General features: G+C 64.6%; 10 protein-coding genes. 1 reads left to right on the forward strand and 9 read right to left on the reverse strand.

The window, feature by feature from the left end; all coding sequences use genetic code 11:
* Positions 1-20 precede the first annotated feature (20 nt).
* The 3 genes from AWB76_RS17235 to AWB76_RS17245 all read right to left on the reverse strand — a co-directional run bounded on the left by AWB76_RS17235 (position 21) and on the right by AWB76_RS17245 (position 3,911).
* Entirely contained in the window at positions 21-1,127 is a 1,107-nt protein-coding gene (locus AWB76_RS17235; RefSeq protein WP_061161355.1) for an S-(hydroxymethyl)glutathione dehydrogenase/class III alcohol dehydrogenase, read from the reverse strand.
* Between the two features lie 27 nt (positions 1,128-1,154).
* Positions 1,155-2,369, reverse strand: a complete 1,215-nt coding sequence (locus AWB76_RS17240; RefSeq protein ID WP_061161356.1) for an AGE family epimerase/isomerase — start codon at positions 2,367-2,369, stop codon at positions 1,155-1,157.
* Positions 2,370-2,477: 108 nt separating this feature from the next.
* Positions 2,478-3,911 (reverse strand): xylulokinase, encoded by a 1,434-nt coding sequence (locus AWB76_RS17245; RefSeq protein WP_061161357.1) that lies wholly within the window; start codon positions 3,909-3,911, stop codon positions 2,478-2,480.
* A 334-nt stretch (positions 3,912-4,245) separates the two neighbouring features.
* Between AWB76_RS17245 and AWB76_RS17255 the strand changes: the two genes are divergently transcribed.
* The gene (locus AWB76_RS17255; RefSeq protein ID WP_061161359.1) at positions 4,246-5,637 is read left to right on the forward strand and encodes a nucleobase:cation symporter-2 family protein; all 1,392 of its coding nucleotides are present in this window, start codon (positions 4,246-4,248) and stop codon (positions 5,635-5,637) included.
* Between the two features lie 113 nt (positions 5,638-5,750).
* Here the strand turns inward: AWB76_RS17255 and AWB76_RS17260 are convergent, their stop codons facing one another.
* The 6 genes from AWB76_RS17260 to AWB76_RS17285 all read right to left on the reverse strand — a co-directional run bounded on the left by AWB76_RS17260 (position 5,751) and on the right by AWB76_RS17285 (position 17,999).
* Complete coding sequence (locus AWB76_RS17260) at positions 5,751-7,241, reverse strand: efflux transporter outer membrane subunit (RefSeq protein ID WP_061161516.1); 1,491 nt, start codon at positions 7,239-7,241, stop codon at positions 5,751-5,753.
* 1 nt (position 7,242) lies between these two features.
* Positions 7,243-10,422, reverse strand: coding sequence for an efflux RND transporter permease subunit (locus AWB76_RS17265; RefSeq protein WP_061161360.1), 3,180 nt, complete (start codon positions 10,420-10,422; stop codon positions 7,243-7,245).
* Between the two features lie 18 nt (positions 10,423-10,440).
* Positions 10,441-11,634, reverse strand: a complete 1,194-nt coding sequence (locus AWB76_RS17270; protein WP_061161361.1) for an efflux RND transporter periplasmic adaptor subunit — start codon at positions 11,632-11,634, stop codon at positions 10,441-10,443.
* Positions 11,635-12,040: 406 nt separating this feature from the next.
* Entirely contained in the window at positions 12,041-13,567 is a 1,527-nt protein-coding gene (locus AWB76_RS17275; RefSeq protein ID WP_061161362.1) for an efflux transporter outer membrane subunit, read from the reverse strand.
* Between the two features lies 1 nt (position 13,568).
* Positions 13,569-16,733 carry an efflux RND transporter permease subunit gene (locus AWB76_RS17280; protein ID WP_061161363.1) on the reverse strand — a complete coding sequence of 1,055 codons (3,165 nt, stop codon included), beginning with the start codon at positions 16,731-16,733 and terminating at the stop codon, positions 13,569-13,571.
* Positions 16,734-16,748: 15 nt separating this feature from the next.
* Positions 16,749-17,999: an efflux RND transporter periplasmic adaptor subunit gene (locus AWB76_RS17285; RefSeq protein ID WP_061161364.1), complete on the reverse strand. Its 1,251-nt coding sequence runs from the start codon at positions 17,997-17,999 to the stop codon at positions 16,749-16,751.
* Between the last annotated feature and the right edge of the window lie 446 nt (positions 18,000-18,445).

Consider the following 18,445-nt stretch of genomic DNA (forward strand, 5'->3'; position numbering starts at 1 on the left):
TCGCTCAGTGGCTCAATAGCTCAATAGATGACGACGGAACGGATCGACTCGCCCTTCTTCATGAGATCGAAGCCGTCATTGATCTGCTCCAGCTTGAGATGATGCGTGATCAGATCGTCGATATTGATCTTGCCTTCCATGTACCAGTCGACGATCTTCGGCACATCCGTGCGCCCGCGCGCGCCGCCGAATGCCGAGCCTTTCCATTCGCGGCCCGTGACGAGCTGGAACGGACGCGTGCTGATTTCCTCGCCCGCCGCCGCCACGCCGATGATGAACGACTGGCCCCAGCCCTTGTGCGTGCATTCGAGCGCCTGACGCATCAGCTTCACATTGCCGACGCACTCGAACGAATAATCCGCGCCGCCATCGGTCAGTTGCACGATGTAATCGACGACGTTCTCCACTTCCTTCGGGTTGATGAAGTGCGTCATGCCGAACTTCTTCGCAAGCTCGACGCGGCCCGGATTGATATCCACGCCGATGATCTTGTCCGCGCCGACCATCTTCGCGCCCTGGATCACGTTCAGCCCGATCCCGCCGAGACCGAACACGACGACATTCGCGCCCGCTTCCACCTTCGCCGAATACACGACCGCACCGACGCCCGTCGTCACGCCGCAGCCGATGTAGCAGATCTTGTCGAACGGCGCATCTTCACGCACCTTCGCCACCGCGATCTCGGGCACGACGATGTAGTTCGAAAACGTCGATGTGCCCATGTAGTGGAACAGCGGCTTGCCATCGAGCGAGAAGCGCGAAGTCGCATCGGGCATGAGGCCCTTGCCTTGGGTCGAGCGAATCGCCTGACACAGATTCGTCTTGCGCGAGAGACAGAACTTGCACTGGCGGCATTCCGGCGTGTACAGCGGAATGACGTGATCGCCCTTTCTCAGCGTGCCGACGCCCGGTCCGACATCCACGACCACGCCCGCGCCTTCATGCCCGAGAATCGCCGGGAAGATGCCTTCGGGATCCGCGCCGGACAGCGTGTAGTAATCGGTGTGGCAGATGCCCGTCGCCTTCACTTCGATCAGCACTTCGCCCGCGCGCGGGCCTTCGAGATCGACTTCCTCGATCGTCAACGGCTTGCCGGCTTCCCATGCGATTGCTGCTTTCGTCTTCATCGTTCAGCTCCCAAGGTTAAGAATGTTTCAGCGCACGATATTCAGGACTTCGTAACATGCGCCCATCGTGTGATAGTCGGTCTTTCCCGCCGGGCTTTTCTCGTCGCTGTACTGGCGATTGTCGCGAGTGAGGATGCGATACCACGCGCCCCATTTGTGATCGACGAAATGCTCCCAGCTATAAGTCCACAGGCGGTCGTAATCGTTCCAGTAGCGTGCGGCGAGCGCGGCGTCGCCATCGCGTTGCGCGCGATCCGCAAGCAGCGCCGCCGCCGCGAACGATTCCGCCTGAACCCAGAAATACTTGTCCTCGTCGTAGAACTTGCCTTCGGTGTCGAAGCCATAGACCATGCCGCCGTGCTCGTGATCCCACGACAGTTCCAGCGCGCGGTCAAACAGCTCGCGCGCACGCGTGAGATGCCACGCCTCGGGCCGATGACGATCCAGAATCAGCAGCAGCTTCGCCCACTCGGTCTGATGTCCCGGCTGAAAACCCCACGGCCTGAAGATGTTGCTTCGATCGCCCTTGTTGTAATCCCAGTCGATCGACCAGTCCGGCTTGTAGTGTTCCCAAACGAGCCCGCCCGCGAGCGCGGCCTGACGATTCACCATGTTGTCCGCGAGCAGCGCCGCACGATCCAGATAGCGCATTTCGCGCGTCGCTTCGAATGCGGCGAGCAGCGCCTCGCACGTGTGCATGTTCGCGTTCTGCCCGCGATAGTCCGAAACCTTCCAGTCCGCGCTCGCCTCGTCCTTGTAGAGGCCGTGCTGCGCGTCCCAGAAGTGCGTCTCCATCAGGTTCCAGGTTTCGTCGAGATACGCGCGCGCTTCGTCGAATCCGGCTTCGACGGCCTTCGCATACGCGAGCATCACGAACGCGAGGCCATAGCAATGGTTGGTTGCATCGGTGACGTCGCGGCCGTTCAGCGTCCACGCATAGCCGCCTGTTTCCGGATTGCGATGAAACGCGCGCAGATAGTCGATGCCGTGCGCCACGCCGCCGCGATATTCATCGAGGCCGAAGTGCTTGTACGCCATCGCGTAGTTGAAGACGAAGCGCGTGCTCGACACGAGATGACGCGACGTGCGGTCGTAGATCGTGCCGTCGTTCTTGTAGAAGTGGTAGAAGCCGCCCGCCGGGTCCATGCAGTGCGGATGATAGAAGGTCATCGTGCGCAGCGCGTGATCGAGCAGGAACGCGCGCGAGCGGAAATCGGGATGTGACGGTGACGGTGCGGGCATGGCTGAGTTCGATGGTGTCGTGACGAAGCGAGCTTCAGTTACCGCTCATATGAAGCGCCGCTTCATAGTCCCCGGCGCGCGTGGCATCGGGATCAAAGGTACGAAAGTTTAAGCGGACTCGCGTCCGATCGCGAACCAGTCTTCGGTGCGCCTGTACAGATCGATGAAACGCGCGTGCCGTTCATCGAGCGATGCATCCGGACGCGGCGTCGCGGCTAGCGTCGACGTCGGCGCAAGCGACGCGAGATCGCCGATGCGCCAGTGCCCCGCCGCGATGCCGCCGAGCAGCGCCGCGCCGCGCGTCGCCGCGTTCGGGCAATCGACGGCGTGCAGCTCGACGCGCAACGCATCGGCGAGCAACTGGCGCCAGCGCGGATCGACCGAGCCGCCGCCCGCGAGCAGCATCGCATCGAGCGGCGTGCCGTTCGCGCGGATCGCGTCGAGTCCCGCACGCAATGCGAATGCCACGCCTTCGAACGCGGCGCGCATCATCGTGCCGCGCGTGTCGTCGAGGCCGAGCCCGAGCCAGCCGCCGCGCGCGTTCGGGTTCATCCACGGCGAGCGCTCGCCGCTCAGATACGGCAGAAAGCTCACGGATGCGCTCGCGTTCGCGGCAAAGGCGTCGTCGTAGGCGTCGCGCCACGACGCGTAGCCGAGCCAGCCGCGCACCGCTTCAAGCGCCACGCCGACGTTCTGCATCGCCGCCATGCGATACCAGGCGCCCGTCGCCGCACGATACGTGTGCAGGCCGTGCACCGGCGCGGGCGCATCGGCGCACATGACGACGATCTGGCCGCCTGTGCCGGTGGTGAGGAGCGCGTCGCCATCGGCGGACAGGCCGCTGCCGAGCGCGGCGCACGGCGTGTCGCCCGCGCCGGTGGCCATCGGAATGCCCGCTGCGAGGCCGAGCGCGGATGCCGCCGCCGACGACAACGCGCCGCCGTTTTCATGCGATGCCGCGAGCGGTGCGAACCACGCGCGCGGCAGGCCGAGCCGGTCGATGAGCGCCTCGTCCCATTCGCCGGATGGCTTCGCGAGCGCGGTCGCGCACGCGTCGGATGCGTCGGTGACGAACGCGCCGCCCAGCTTCGCGCGCAGCCAGTCCTTCGGCTGTAAAGCCCAGCGCGTCTGCGCCGCCGTCTGCGGCTCGTGCGACGCGAGCCAGCGCAACAACGGCCCCGCCATGCCGGGCGCGACCGGATTCGGCTGCGGCTCGCGCCAGGCGTCGAGCAGATCGCGGGCGCGCGTGTCGGGCCAGAGCATCGCGGCGCGCAGCGCGTAGCCATCGGCGGCGGTTGGCACGACGCCGTGCATCTGCCCGGAAAAGCCGATGCCGCGCACCGCTGCACGCTCGTTCGCGGGCAAGCGCGACGCCGCATCGACGAGCGCGGCGTACCACGCATCGACCGGCGTTTCGGCCCAGCGGGGTTGCGCGCTCGTCACCGAGTAAGCCGCGCTCGACGACGCGATTTCGCGCCCGCTTTCGTCGACGATCGCGAGTTTGAGCGAGCCCGTACCGAGATCGATGCCTAAAAAACGCATGGGATTTCGAGTCTGAAAAGACGTTAGGGAAAACGCGTAAAACCGGGGTTAACCCCGCCATCGCGCGATGAACACGAAAAAAGGACTATACGCGCGCCGTGATGCACATCATAACGACCGTCCGAAGATCGCGGCCTTCCGTCAGACGACGAATTTCCCTTGATAAGCGTCAAACCCCTTGTGGCAAGGGCCTGCGCGCGTCTGCCCCACCCGTGGCGCGCGAAACCCATATCGGCTCGCGAACGCGACGTATAGCGCCGCGTGGTCTTGTTCATGCGTGCCGATGCACTTAACTTGGAGGCCATTCAAATGGAAGTAGACATAGGAGAGAGACATGGCTTCAAGTTCGGTGAACCCGTCCGTGCATCCGTGCGACGAGCGGCTGCCCGCCGGTCAACTGCTGACGCTCGGCATCCAGCACGTTCTGGTGATGTACGCGGGCGCGGTGGCGGTGCCGCTGATTCTCGGCGCCGCGATGGGCCTGCCGAAAGACCAGGTCGCGTTTCTCATCAGCGCGGATCTGTTCTCGTGCGGCGTCGCCACGCTGATTCAGACGCTCGGCCTGTGGATTTTCGGCATTCGCCTGCCCGTCATCATGGGCTGCACGTTCGCCGCCGTCGGCCCGATGGTCGCGATCGGCACCAATCCTTCGCTCGGCATTCTCGACGTGTTCGGCGCGACCATCGCGGCGGGCGTGATCGGCATCTTTCTCGCGCCGATGATCGGCAAGCTCTTGCGCTTCTTCCCGCCGGTCGTGGTCGGCACCGTGATCGCGGTGATCGGCCTCTCGCTGATGGGCGTGGGCATCAACTGGGCGGCGGGCGGCATCGGCAATCCCGACTACGGCAATCCGGTGTTCCTCCTGCTGTCGCTCGTCGTGCTGTCGCTGATTCTGCTCATCAACAAGTTCGCGCGCGGTTTCATCGCGAATATTTCGGTGCTGCTCGGGATCGTCGTGGGCTTCGTGATCGCCGCGATGCTCGGCCGCGTCAACATGGATGGCGTCGCGCATGCGCCGTGGGTCGGCATCGTGCTGCCGTTTCACTTCGGCATGCCGCATTTCGATGCGCTCTCCGTCGCGACGATGGTCATCGTCATGTTCGTCACGTTCATCGAATCGACGGGCATGTTCCTCGCGGTCGGCGATCTCGTCGAGCGTCCGGTGGATCAGAAGGCGCTCGTGCGCGGCCTGCGTGTCGATGGTCTCGGCACGCTGATCGGCGGCATCTTCAACTCGTTCCCGCATACGTCGTTTTCGCAGAATGTCGGCCTGATCGGCGTGACGGGCGTGAAGAGCCGTTTCGTCTGCGCGACGGGCGGCGTGATTCTCGTCGTGCTCGGCCTCTTTCCGAAGATGGCGCAGGTGGTGGCGTCGGTGCCGCCGTTCGTGCTCGGCGGCGCGGGCATCGTGATGTTCGGCATGGTCGCGGCGAACGGCATCAAGACGCTGTCGCGCGTGGACTTCTCGAAGAACCAGCACAACCTGTTCATCGTCGCGGTGAGCGTGGGGATGGGCATGGTGCCGGTCGTCGCGCCGAAGTTCTTCACGCAACTGCCGCATGCGCTGGAGCCGATCCTTCATAGCGGGATTCTGCTGGCATCGGTGACGGCGGTGGTGTTGAACATCGTATTCAACGGCGTGCGCAAGGAACGCGATGCGCGCCGTGAAGCGCATGAAGCCGCGCATGAGTTCGAAGGCGCGGCCCATGCGGGGGACGCGCACTAAAAAAGTTTGGGCTGTGCTTGCGTTGAGCGCCGCGGTGAGAGCCGCGGCGTTTTTTTTGTCTCTATTTCGCCGACGCCCGGGCGCCGGTGATCGAACGCCCGGGACGCGATGCGTCAACCGCGTGACGGCGAATCGCCATCCCGCGCATCCACCGCGCGCGGCACATCGCCCGTGCGTTCGATCCACCCGCCGCCCAGCGCCTGATACAAGCTCACGAGATTCGCCAGCCGCTGCGTGCGCGCGACGATCAGAATCTGCTGCGCCGCGTAGAGATCCTGCTGCGCGGTCAGCACGCCGAGATAGCTATCGACACCCTGCCGATACCGCAGCGCCGACAACTCCAGCCGGCGCTGCTGCGCGGCCGTATCGCGCTCCAGCGCGGCGATCTGCTGATCGTATGTCCCGCGCGCGGCGAGCCCGTCGGCGACATCGCGGAAAGCCGATTGAACCGCCTTCTCGTATTGCGCGACTTCGATCTTCTTTTCGATATTCGCGAGATCCAGATTCGCGAGGTTCTGCCCGCCTTCGAAGATCGGCAGCGTGATCGCCGGCGCGAAACTCCATGCCGCCGAGCCCGCCTTGAACAAGCCGCCGAGCGTCGGACTCAGCGTGCCGAAGCTGCCCGTCACCGAGATGCTCGGAAAGAACGCTGCCCGCGCCGCGCCGATATTCGCGTTCGCCGCGAGCAGATTCTGCTCGGTCTCCATGATGTCCGGGCGACGCAGCAGCAGATCCGACGGCAGGCCCGCCGGAATGTCGGCGAGCAGTTTCTGGCCGTCGAGCGGCATGCCGCCCGGCAAGTCATCGGGCATCGGTTCGCCGAGCAGCAGCACGAGCGCGTTGACGTCCTGCGCTCTCGCGCGCTCCTGCGCCTGCAGATTCGCCGCCGCGCTTTCCATCACCGTGCGCGCCTGGCTCAGATCGAGCTCCGACGCCGCGCCGTGATCGAACTGCAACTTGACGATGCCGTAGGAATCGCTCGCGCTCTTGAGCGTCTGCCGCGTGACGGCGAGCAGGTCATCGGCTTGCAGGACTTGCAGATACTGCGCCGCCACCTGCGACACCAGCGAAATCTCCGCCGCCTTGCGCGCATACGCCGTCGCGAAATACTTCGCGAGCGCCTGATCCTTCAGGCTCTGCACGCGGCCGAACAGATCGATCTCCCACGACGCATTCAGCCCCACGCTATACGTGTTCGAAATGGTGTGGTTCAAGAGCGACATATCCGCCGGCGTGCGCGACTTCGACTGGCTGCCTTGCGCCGCGAGCGCCGGGAACAAACCGGAACGCGCGATGCGATATTGCGCCTGCGCCGCCTGCACGTTGAGCATCGCGACACGCAGATCGCGATTGTTCTTCAACGCGATATCGATGAGCCGCTGCAGCCTTGCATCGACGAAGAAATCGCGCCAGCCGATATCCGCCGCGGCCACGCCGTGCGCGCTGCGCGCGCCGCCATCGCCTGCGCCCGGCTGGGTCGCGTAGACGCCGTCCGCCGGAAAGCTCGCCGACACGGGCGCCGCGGGACGCTCGTACTTCGGCGCCATCGTGCAGCCGCTCGCCAGCATGGCGACGGCCATTGCCATCAAGGAAAATCTACGCATATCAATGTCCTTCGTTGCCTTGTTGCGCGCGGCGCTGTGCGTCGTAACGCGCGAGCGCGGCATCCGCGTCTTCCTTGTCGCCGCCGAAGCGCGAGCGCACGACGACGAAGAACATCGGCACCATGAAAATGGCGAGAAAAGTCGCGGTCACCATGCCGCCGATCACGCCCGTGCCGATCGCGTGCTGGCTGCCCGAGCCCGCGCCGTTGCTGATCGCGAGCGGCATCGTGCCGAGAATGAATGCGAGCGATGTCATCAGGATCGGACGCAAGCGCAGACGCGCCGCTTCCATCGCCGCTTCGATCGGTCCCATCTTTTGCGAGAGCTGGAGATCGCGCGCGAACTCGACGATCAGAATCGCGTTCTTCGCCGACAAGCCGACCGTCGTCAGCAGGCCGACCTGGAAGAACACGTCGTTTTCCAGTCCGCGCAGCGATACGGCGAGCAACGCGCCGATCACGCCGAGCGGCACGACCATGATCACGGAGAACGGAATCGACCAGCTCTCGTAGAGCGCCGCGAGGCACAGGAACACGACGAGAATCGAAATGCCGTAGAGAATCGGCGCCTGCGAGCCGGACTGGATCTGCTGATACGACAGCCCCGTCCATTCGTAGCCGATACCTTCCGGCAGCTTCGCCGCGAGCGCTTCCATTGCGGCCATCGCCTGGCCGGTGGATTTGCCCGGCGCCGCGACGCCCTGGATTTCCATCGACGAGAGGCCGTTGAAGCGCTCGAGCTTGGGTGAGCCGAAGCTCCACTCGCCCGTCGCGAACGACGAGAACGGCACCATCGAGCCCGACGCATTGCGCACGTACCAGCTATTGATGTTCTCCGGCGACATGCGGAACGGCGCATCGCTCTGCATGTAGACCTTCTTGATGCGGCTGTCGGTATCGAGGAAGTTGTTCACATACTTCGACGCCCACGCGATCGAGAACGTCTGGTCGACCATCGCCGGATCGACGCCCTGCGCGAGCGCCTTCTGCCGGTCGATGCTCACCTTGAACTGCGGCGCGTCGTTCAGGCCGTTCGGTCGCACCTGCGCAAGCGCCGGGTCCTTCGCGGCCATGCCGAGCAGCATGTTGCGCGCTTCCATCAGCTTCGCGTGGCCGAGGCCCGCGCGATCCTGAAGCTCGAAGTCGAAACCCGACGCCGTGCCGAGTTCCGGAATGGACGGCGGATTCACCGGAAACACGAGCGCATTCTTGTAGCCCGCAAACGCGCCGTAGGTGCGGCCCACCAGCGCCTGAATCTTGTCGTTCGCGCTCGTGCGCTGGCCGAACTCCTTCAGCCGCACGAAGACGAGCCCCGAGTTCTGGCCGTGCCCCGCGAAGCTGAAGCCGTTCACGGTGAACACGGAATCGACGACCGCGCTTTCCTTCTTCAGCAGATAGCCCGCGACATCGTCCAGCGCGCGCTGCGTCATTTGCTGCGTCGAGCCGGCGGGCGTGGCCACCAGCACGAACATCGTGCCCTGGTCTTCATCCGGCAGGAACGCCTTCGGCAAGCGCGCGAACAGCATGCCGACCGCCACGATGAGCACCAGATAGAGGATGAGCCAGCGCCCCGAACGCCTGATGACGTGCGCCACGCCGCCGTGGTACTTCTGCTGGCTCTTCGCGAAGGTGCGGTTGAACCAGCCGAAGAAGCCCGTCTTCTTGTCCTCGTGCCCCTTCGGAAGCGGCTTCAGCATGGTCGCGCACAGCGCCGGCGTGAGCACCATCGCGGTGAGGACCGAGAGGCCCATCGCCGAGACGATGGTCAGCGAGAACTGACGATAGATCGCGCCCACCGACCCGCCCGTGAACGCCACCGGCACGAACACCGCCGCGAGCACGAGCGCCACGCCGATGAGCGCGCCCGTGATCTGGCCCATCGCCTTCTTCGTGGCTTCCTTCGGCGAAAGGCCCTCTTCCGTCATCACGCGCTCGACGTTTTCCACGACGACGATCGCGTCGTCCACGAGCAGACCGATGGCGAGCACGAGCCCGAACATCGACAACGTGTTGATGGTGAAGCCCGCCGCCGCCATGATCGCGAAGGTGCCGAGCAGCACGACCGGCACGGCGATGGTCGGAATGAGCGTCGCGCGCAGGTTCTGCAGGAACAGGTACATCACGAGGAACACCAGCACGATGGCCTCGATCAGCGTCTTGATCACGTCGGAGATCGACTGCTTCACGAACGGCGTGGTGTCGTACGGGTACTTCACGACGAGACCGTGCGGGAAGAACTTCGAAAGCTGGTCGATCTTCGCGCGCACGAGGTTCGCGGTGGCGAGCGCGTTCGCGCCCGTCGCGAGCTGAATGCCAAAACCGGCCGCCGGCTTGCCGTTGTACTGCGTCTCGAAGTTGTAGCTCTCGGCGCCCAGACCGACGCGCGCCACGTCGCGCAGGCGCACCTGCGAGCCGTCCTGATTCACCTTCAGCAGCACGTCGCCGAACTGCTCGGGCGTGCGCAGGAGCGTCGCCTCGGTGATGGTGGCCTGCATCGACTGGCCGGGCACGGCCGGCACGCCGCCGAGCTGGCCGCCGGCGACCTGCACGTTCTGCGCGCTCAGCGCGGTGTTCACGTCGACCGGCGTGAGGCTGTACTTGGCGAGCTTGTTCGGATCGAGCCAGATGCGCATGGCGTACTTCGAGCCGAAGAGCGTGACGGTGCCCACGCCGTTCACACGGCTGACCGGGTCCTGCACGTTCGACGCCACGTAGTTCGCGAGGTCGTCGCGGGTCATGCTGCCGTCTTCGGAGACGAACGCGAGCACGAGCAGGAAGCTGCTGCTCGATTTCGTCACGCTCGTGCCGAGCTGCTGCACGACCTGCGGCAGATTGGGCGTCGCCAGTTGCAGCTTGTTCTGCACCTGCACCTGCGCGATGTCGGCGTTCGTGCCCGCCGCGAAGGTCAGCGTGACGGTGGCGCTGCCGCTGTCGTCGGAGGTCGAGGACATATAGAGCAGATGGTCGAGACCGCTCATCTGCTGCTCGATCACCTGCGTGACAGTGTTTTCGACGGTCTGCGCCGACGCGCCCGGATACGTCGCCGATACCTGGATCGCGGGCGGCGCGATGGTCGGATACTGCGCGACCGGCAGCGTCGAAACCGACGCGAGTCCCGCCAGCATCAGAATGATGGCGATCACCCACGCGAAGATCGGGCGATCGATGAAGAACTTGGCCATGAAGCGTGTCCCCCGTCCTTACGCGCCGGCCGTGCCAGACGCAGCGGACGCGGCATCGGCCTCGGCGGGCGCGGCGGGCAGATGCGCGGGCACCGCCTTCACTTCCATGCCCGGACGCGCCTTGTCGATGCCCTCGACAATCACGCGGTCACCGGCGTTCAGCCCGCCGTCGACGACCCAGTTCTGACCGTGCGTGCCCGAGGTCACGAGCGAACGCACGGCAACCTTGTTGTCCTTGCCGACGATCAGCGCCTGCGCGGTGCCCTTCTGGTCGTGCGACACGCCTTGCACCGGCACGACGAACGCCGCCGGATTCACGCCCTCCTCGATGCGCGCGCGCACGAACATGCCCGGCAGCAGCACGCGGTCCTTGTTCATGAAGACGGCGCGCACCGTCACCGATCCCGTGGACGGATCGACGGTCACATCGCTGAACTGGAGCTTGCCCTGCTCCGGATAGACGCGGCCGTCCTCGAGGATCAGCGTGACCTTCGCGGCATTCGGGCCGCTCGTCGAAAGACGCCCTTCCTGCATCTGACGGCGCAGCTTGAGACCGTCGAGGCTCGATTGCGTGAGATCGACGTACATCGGATCGAGCTGCTGGACGGTGGCCATCAGCGTTGCCTGCGACGCCTGCACGAACGCGCCCGGCGTCACCTGCGAGATGCCGACCTGCCCCGACACCGGCGACGTGACATCGGTGTAGCCGAGGTTGATCTGCGCGGTGGCGATGGCGGCCCGGGCAGACGCGACGTCAGCTTCGGCCTGGCCTTGCGCGGCGATCGCGTTGTCGAAGTCCTGCTTGCTGACTGCGTTCGCCGCGACGAGCACCTTGTAGCGTTCGGCCTGCGCGCTCGTCGAAACGAGATTGGCATGCGCCTTGGCGAACGACGCCTTCGCGGTATTCAACTGCGCGAGGTACGGCGCCGGATCGATCTTGTAGAGCCGCTGCCCGGCCTTGACGAGACTGCCTTCGGTGAATTCGCGCCGCAGCACGATGCCGTCGACGCGCGCGCGCACCTGGGCATCGACGAAGGCGCTCGTGCGGCCCGTGAGTTCGGTGATGACCGGCACCGCGGCCGGTTCCATCGTGATGACGCCGACTTCCGGCGTGCGCTGCGGCATGGCGGGAGGCTTTTCCCCGCAGCCGGCCGCGAGCAAGGCAGCCGTCGTGACACCGATGAGGCGGTATGGAATCCGTTTGAGACGCATGGAACGCAAACCTCTGTGATTACTGGAGATGGAAGGCGCGCGCGTGCTCGCGTTCACGGCGGGCCGGAGACGGGACTGGCCGCTTTCATGGGAAAGCAACCATATTTTTGGGATAACTGAATGTAGTGCGACGAACGCGGCGCATTTCGTGAGCGACTGTTCCCAAAGGATCGATGGAAACGGCCGCGCCGCCATGCTTGCGACAAGCGGCCGATTATAGATATCGACCGCAGTGAGGAAGCCTAAACAACAGGCGTTTGTGTGAAATTTTGATGGAGTTCAACCAAATATGCCGAACCCGCGGAAGGAGGGAAACTTCGTTGCGACATCACTGCTCGCGGTCAGGAAAAGCGCACAAAAAAGCCCGGCGCGCGGCCGGGCTTCATTTGCATCACATCGAGTCGAATCAGCTCGCAGCCGGCGCCGACGCCGGCTGCGGCGCGCTTTGCGAGCCGTAATCGACCGGCGCATCGGCGGGACGCGGTGCATCGCCGGAACGCTCGATCCAGCCGCCACCCATGAACTGATACAGATCGACGAGGTTGGTCAGGCGATTCAGCCGCGCCGTGATCAGCAGTTGCTGCGCTTCGTACAAGGCCGTCTGCGCGGTCAGCACCGCGAGATAGCTGTCGACGCCATTGCGATACCGCAAATCCGACAACTCCAGCCGCCGGCTCTGCGAATTCACGAAACGTTCGAGCGACTTGATCTGCTCGTCGAAGGTGCCGCGCGCGGCGAGGCCGTCCGCGACTTCGCGGAACGCGGTCTGGATCGCCTTCTCGTAGTTGGCGATCTCGATGCGCTTCTGCACGTTCGCCAGATCGAGATTGGCCTTGTTCTGGCCGCCCTCGAAAATCGGCACCGAAATCTGCGGCGCGAACGACCACGCCGCCGACCCCGGCTTGAACAGACCGCCGAGCGTCGGCGAGAGCGTGCCGAAACTGCCCGTCAGCGAGACGCGCGGAAAGAATGCCGCGCGCGCCGCGCCGATGTTCGCGTTGGCCGCGAGCAGCGACTGCTCCGCCGCAGCGATATCGGGACGGCGCGTCAGCAGATCGGACGGCAGGCCGGCGGGAATGTCGGACAGCAGATTCTGCGTGTCGAGCGGCATGCCGGCCGGCAGATCGGCGGGCAACGGTTCGCCCACGAGCAGCACGAGCGCGTTTTCCGCCTGCGCGCGCAGACGCGACTGCGTCTGCAGATTCGCCTGCGCTTCCTCGACCACGCCTTCGGACTGACGCAGATCCAGTTCGGTGCCGGTGCCGTTCTCGTATTGCAGCTTGGTGATGCGAAACGACTCCTGCGCCGTCTTGAGCGTGTTCTGCGTGACGACGAGTTGATCGTCGTAGGCGAGCATCGTCAGATACTGGTCCGCCACCGACGACACGAGCGCGATCTCCGCCGCCTTGCGCGATTCCGCCGTCGACAGATATTGCGCGAGCGCCTGATCCTTCAGGCTGCGGATGCGCCCGAAGAAGTCGATCTCCCACGACGCGTTCAACCCGACCGAATACTCGTTCGAGATCGTGTTGCCGAAGAAGGACAGATTCTTCGGCGTGCGCTGCTTGGTCTGCGACGCGGCGGCATCGAGCGTCGGGAAGAGACCCGCGCGCGTGATCTGATACTGCGCGCGCGCGGCATCGACGTTCAGCACCGAGACGCGCAGATCGCGGTTGTTCTTCAGCGCAAGCTCGACGATCTTCTGCAGGCGCGCATCCGCGAAGAAATCGCGCCAGCCGATGTCCGGCGCGCTCTGCCCGTTCGCGGTGCGGCCGTTGCTCGCGCTCGAACTCGCATCCGGCTGGTGCGCGTACACGCCGCCTTCGGGAAAGGTCTGCGTGACGGGCTCGGGCGGGCGCTCGTATTTCGGCTGGAGCGTGCAGCCCGCGGCGAATACCGCCACGGCGGCCGCGATCAAGGAATGTTTAAGCATCTCAGTGTCCTTCCTTACCGTTCGTGCCTTCGATGCCGCCGGACGAACCCGGAGCCGGCACATCCTTGCCCTTACTGAACTTGCTGATAACGACGAAGAACATCGGGATCATGAAGATGGCGAGGAAGGTCGCGGTCAACATGCCGCCGATCACGCCGGTGCCGATCGCGTGCTGGCTCGCCGAGCCCGCGCCGTTACTGATCGCGAGCGGCAGCACGCCGAGAATGAAAGCAAGCGACGTCATCAGGATCGGACGCAACCGCAGGCGCGCCGCTTCCATCGCCGCTTCCACCGTCGACATGCCCTGAATCCGCAGTTCACGCGCGAATTCCACGATCAGAATCGCGTTCTTTGCCGACAGACCCACGGTCGTCAACAGCCCGACCTGGAAGAACACGTCGTTTTCCAGACCGCGCAGCGTCGCCGCGAGCAGCGCGCCCAGCACGCCGAGCGGCACGACCATGATGACCGAGAACGGAATCGACCAGCTTTCATACAGCGCCGCGAGACACAGGAACACGACGAGAATCGAGATGCCGTAGAGAATCGGCGCCTGCGAACCCGACTGGCGTTCCTGATACGACAGACCCGTCCATTCGTAGCCGATGCCCGCCGGCAGCTTCGCCGCGATCGCTTCCATCGCCGTCATCGCCTGGCCGGTCGATTTGCCCGCCGCGGCCGCGCCCTGGATTTCCACCGCCGAGATGCCGTTGTAGCGTTCGAGCTTCGGCGAACCGTAGGTCCAGTTGCCCGTCGCGAACGCGCCGAACGGCACCATCGTTCCGGCGCCATTGCGCACGTACCACTTGTTCAGATCGTCCGGATTCATGCGGAACGGACCGTCGCCCTGCACGTAGACCTTCTTGATCCGGTTGTCGACGTCGAGGAAGTTGTTCACGTACTGCGATGCCCACGCGACCGAGAATGTCTGATCGATGTCCGATACGGCGACGCCGAGCGCACTCGCCTTCTCGCGATCCACATTCACCTTGAACTGGGGCGTGTCGTTCAGGCCGTTCGGACGCACCTGCGCGAGCGTCGGGTCCTTCGCGGCCATGCCGAGCAGCATGTTGCGCGCTTCCATCAGCTTCGCGTGGCCGAGGCCGCCGCGATCCTGCAGCTCGAAGTCGAAGCCCGCCGCCGTGCCGAGTTCGGGAATCGAAGGCGGATTGACCGGGAAGATCATCGCGTCCTTGTAGGGCGCGAAGTGCATGAACATCCGCCCGACGAGCGCCTGCACCTTCTGGTCGCTGTGCTGACGATCCGCGTAGTCCTTCATCCGCACGAACACGAGACCGGAGTTCTGGCCGCGGCCCGCGAACGAGAAGCCGTTCACCGTGAACACCGATTCGACAATCGACTTCTCGTCCTTCAGCAGATAGTCCTGCACGTCCTTCAGCACGTGCGCGGTGTACTCCTGCGTGGAGCCGGACGGCGCGTTCACCAGCACGAACATCGTGCCCTGGTCTTCATCGGGCAGGAACGACTTCGGCAGGCGCAGGAACAGCATGCCCACCGCAACGATCACAACGATATAGATGATGAGCCAGCGTCCCGAGCGGCGAATCACGTGCTGCACGCCGCTGTGATACTTCGCCTGGCTCTTGTTGAAGTTGCGGTTGAACCAGCCGAAGAAGCCCTTCTTCTCGGGCTGATGCCCTTCCGGATGCGGCTTCAGGATCGTCGCGCACAGCGCCGGCGTGAGAACCAGCGCGACCAGCACGGAGAGCACCATTGCAGCTACGATCGTCAGCGAGAACTGTCGATAGATCGCCCCGACCGAGCCGCCCGAGAACGCCACCGGCACGAACACCGCCGACAGCACGAGCGCCACGCCGACGAGCGCGCCGGTGATCTGGTCCATCGCCTTGCGGGTCGCCTCGCGCGGCGATAAATGCTCTTCCGACATCACCCGCTCGACGTTCTCCACGACCACGATCGCATCGTCCACCAGCAGACCGATCGCGAGCACGAGACCGAACATCGACAGCACGTTGATCGAGAAGCCCACCGCCGACATGATCGCGAACGTGCCGAGCAAGACGACCGGCACCGCGATCGTCGGGATGATCGTCGCCCGCAGGTTCTGCAGGAACAGATACATCACGAGGAACACGAGCACGATACCTTCGATCAGCGTCTTGACCACTTCCTCGATCGACAGGCGCACGAACGGCGTCGTGTCGTACGGATACTTCACCACCAGTCCGTGCGGGAAGTACTTCGACAGGTCGTCGATCTTCTGGCGCACGAGCTTCGCGGTCTGCAGCGCGTTCGCGCCCGTCGCGAGCTGGATACCGAAGCCGGCCGTCGGCTGTCCGTTGTACTTCGTGTCGAAGTTATAGTTTTCGCCGCCGAGCTCGATTCTCGAGACATCCTTCAGCAGCACGCGCGAGCCGTCCTGATTCACCTTCAGCAGGATGTTGCCGAACTGCTCCGGCGTGCGCAGCAGCGTCGCTTCGGTGATGGTCGCCTGGAGCATCTGCCCCGGCACCGCCGGCGTCCCGCCGAGCGAACCCGCCGCCACCTGCACGTTCTGGTTCGTGATGGCGTTCTTCACGTCCACGGGCGTGAGCGAGAAGTTCGTGAGCTTGGTCGCATCGAGCCAGACGCGCATCGCGTACTGCGAGCCGAACAGCGTCGTCGTACCCACGCCGTCGATACGCGAGAGCGGATCCGCCACGTTCGACGCCACGTAGTTCGCGAGGTCGTACTTGCTCATGCTGCCGTCTTCGGACACGAACGCGAGCACGAGCAGGAAGCTCGAACTGGACTTCGTGACCTTCGTGCCGAGCTGCTGCACGACTTGCGGAAGCAGCGGCGTCGCGAGCTGCAGCTTGTTCTGCACCTGCACCTGCGCGATGTCCGGATTCGTGCCCGCAGCGAACGTCAGCGTGACGGTGGCCGTGCCCGAGTCATCGGAGGTCGACGACAGATACAGCAAGTGGTCGAGGCCGGTCATCTGCTGCTCGATCACCTGCGTCACCGTGTTTTCGACGGTGCTCGCGGATGCGCCCGGATAGGTCGCGCTGATCTGGATCGCAGGCGGCGCGATCGTCGGATACTGCGCGACCGGCAGCGTGAAGATCGACGCCATCCCCGCCAGCATCAGGATGATCGCGATCACCCACGCGAAGATCGGCCGATCGATAAAAAACTTTGCCATGTAACAGGCTCCCTTTTATTGCGCGCCCGATGCAGCGGGTGCAGCCGATGCCGCTTGCGCACCGCTCGCGCCGCTGGCACTGGCCGGTGCGGACGCCGCCTGCGCATCCGATGCGCCGGCTACGGGATACGGGAATTTCGCGTCGACCGGCTTCACCTGCATGCCAGGCTTCGCCTTCTCCACGCCGTTCACGATCACGCGGTCGCCCGGGTTCAGGCCGCTGTCGACCACCCAGTTGTTGCCGAAAGTGCTGCCCGTGACGAGCTGGCGCAGTTCCACCTTGTTGTCCTTGTTGACGACGAGCGCCGTCGGCGTGCCCTTCTGGTCGTGCGTGACGCCGATCTGCGGCACGACGAGCGCGTGGTCGTTCGTGCCTTCCTGAATCCGCGCGCGCACGAACATGCCCGGCAGCAGCACGCGGTCCTTGTTCTGGAAGATCGCGCGCACGGTCACCGAACCAGTGCTCTGGTCGACGCTCACGTCGGAGAACTGGAGCTTGCCCTGCTCGGTGTAGGTGCGGCCGTCTTCGAGCGTCAACGTGACCTTCGCAGCGTGAATGCCTTCGGTCTGCAGGCGGCCTTCCTGAATCTGGCGGCGCAGGCGCAAGCCTTCGACGCTCGATTGCGTCAGGTCGACGTAAATCGGATCGAGCTGCTGCACGGTCGTGAGCAGCGTCGCGGCGCTCGCCTGCACGTAGGCGCCCGGCGTGACTTGCGACAGACCGGTGCGCCCGGAGATCGGCGAGACGACGTCGGTGTAGCCGAGGTTGATCTGCGCCGTATCGACCGATGCCTTGCCCGCGGCGATGTCCGCCACGGCCTGGCCCTGCGCGGCGACGGCGTTGTCGTAATCCTGCTTCGACACGGCATTGGCCGCGACGAGGATCTTGTAGCGCGACACGAGCGCGTTCTGCGACGCGACGTTCGCCTGCGCCTTCGCGAGCGACGCCTTGGCGTTGTTCAGCGCGGCGATGTACGGCGCCGGATCGATCTTGTAGAGCCGCTGACCGGCCTTGACCTCGGCACCTTCCGTGAACTCGCGGCGCAGCACGATGCCGTCGACCCGTGCGCGCACTTGCGCGACCAGATAGGCGCTGGTGCGGCCCGGCAGATCGACGACGACCGGCACGCTCGTCGGCTGCACGGTGACGATGCCCACTTCGGGCGTTTGCGGCGGAGGCGCTGATTGTTTTTGCCCGCACGCTGCCAGGAACACGGCAGCCGTCGCGGCGGTGATTAAGCGGAGTGGAACCCGTTCGACGCGCATGGAGCGACCTCTGTCTAAGACTGAGAGTGAAGTTTGGGTGCGCGGCGGCCTTCCCCGGGCAATGCCGCGCACGAGCGTCCTTCAGGACGCTGTGAATACACCAACTTCTCCGACGAGTGAGCTGCGCCGTGAGACAGCGGACGGCGCGTTCATGCCCGTGCGCGACGCTCGGAGGCGTCGCCCGTGGCCAAAGGACGGCCGAACGGGCAATGGAAACGAAAGCTTATTCGAAATCCGCCCGCCGGATGAATTTGTGAATATTCGTGAACGGGTGGTATTGTATATACATTCACGAATGAATGTAAAAAACCGTACGTGTTTATCCCCATTGGCCGCGAGAGAAATTCGCTCAGGGGAATCGATTACGGTCGACGAACATTCGACAAAGCCGCGACTCAAGCGGCTCTCACAAGGCAGGCAGCGGGAGCAGACGGCCAACGGGCCGC

This window comes from Caballeronia temeraria (genome assembly GCF_001544795.2).
Lineage (GTDB): Bacteria > Pseudomonadota > Gammaproteobacteria > Burkholderiales > Burkholderiaceae > Caballeronia > Caballeronia temeraria.

What these genes read in the sequence shown, in the direction of transcription:
- AWB76_RS17235 (WP_061161355.1), bottom strand. Translation starts at nt 1,127, where the DNA reads ATGAAGACGAAAGCAGCAATCGCATGGGAAGCCGGCAAGCCGTTGACG.
- AWB76_RS17240 (WP_061161356.1), bottom strand. Translation starts at nt 2,369, where the DNA reads ATGCCCGCACCGTCACCGTCACATCCCGATTTCCGCTCGCGCGCGTTC.
- AWB76_RS17245 (WP_061161357.1), bottom strand. Translation starts at nt 3,911, where the DNA reads ATGCGTTTTTTAGGCATCGATCTCGGTACGGGCTCGCTCAAACTCGCG.
- AWB76_RS17255 (WP_061161359.1), top strand. Translation starts at nt 4,246, where the DNA reads ATGGCTTCAAGTTCGGTGAACCCGTCCGTGCATCCGTGCGACGAGCGG.
- AWB76_RS17260 (WP_061161516.1), bottom strand. Translation starts at nt 7,241, where the DNA reads ATGCGTAGATTTTCCTTGATGGCAATGGCCGTCGCCATGCTGGCGAGC.
- AWB76_RS17265 (WP_061161360.1), bottom strand. Translation starts at nt 10,422, where the DNA reads ATGGCCAAGTTCTTCATCGATCGCCCGATCTTCGCGTGGGTGATCGCC.
- AWB76_RS17270 (WP_061161361.1), bottom strand. Translation starts at nt 11,634, where the DNA reads ATGCGTCTCAAACGGATTCCATACCGCCTCATCGGTGTCACGACGGCT.
- AWB76_RS17275 (WP_061161362.1), bottom strand. Translation starts at nt 13,567, where the DNA reads ATGCTTAAACATTCCTTGATCGCGGCCGCCGTGGCGGTATTCGCCGCG.
- AWB76_RS17280 (WP_061161363.1), bottom strand. Translation starts at nt 16,733, where the DNA reads ATGGCAAAGTTTTTTATCGATCGGCCGATCTTCGCGTGGGTGATCGCG.
- AWB76_RS17285 (WP_061161364.1), bottom strand. Translation starts at nt 17,999, where the DNA reads ATGCGCGTCGAACGGGTTCCACTCCGCTTAATCACCGCCGCGACGGCT.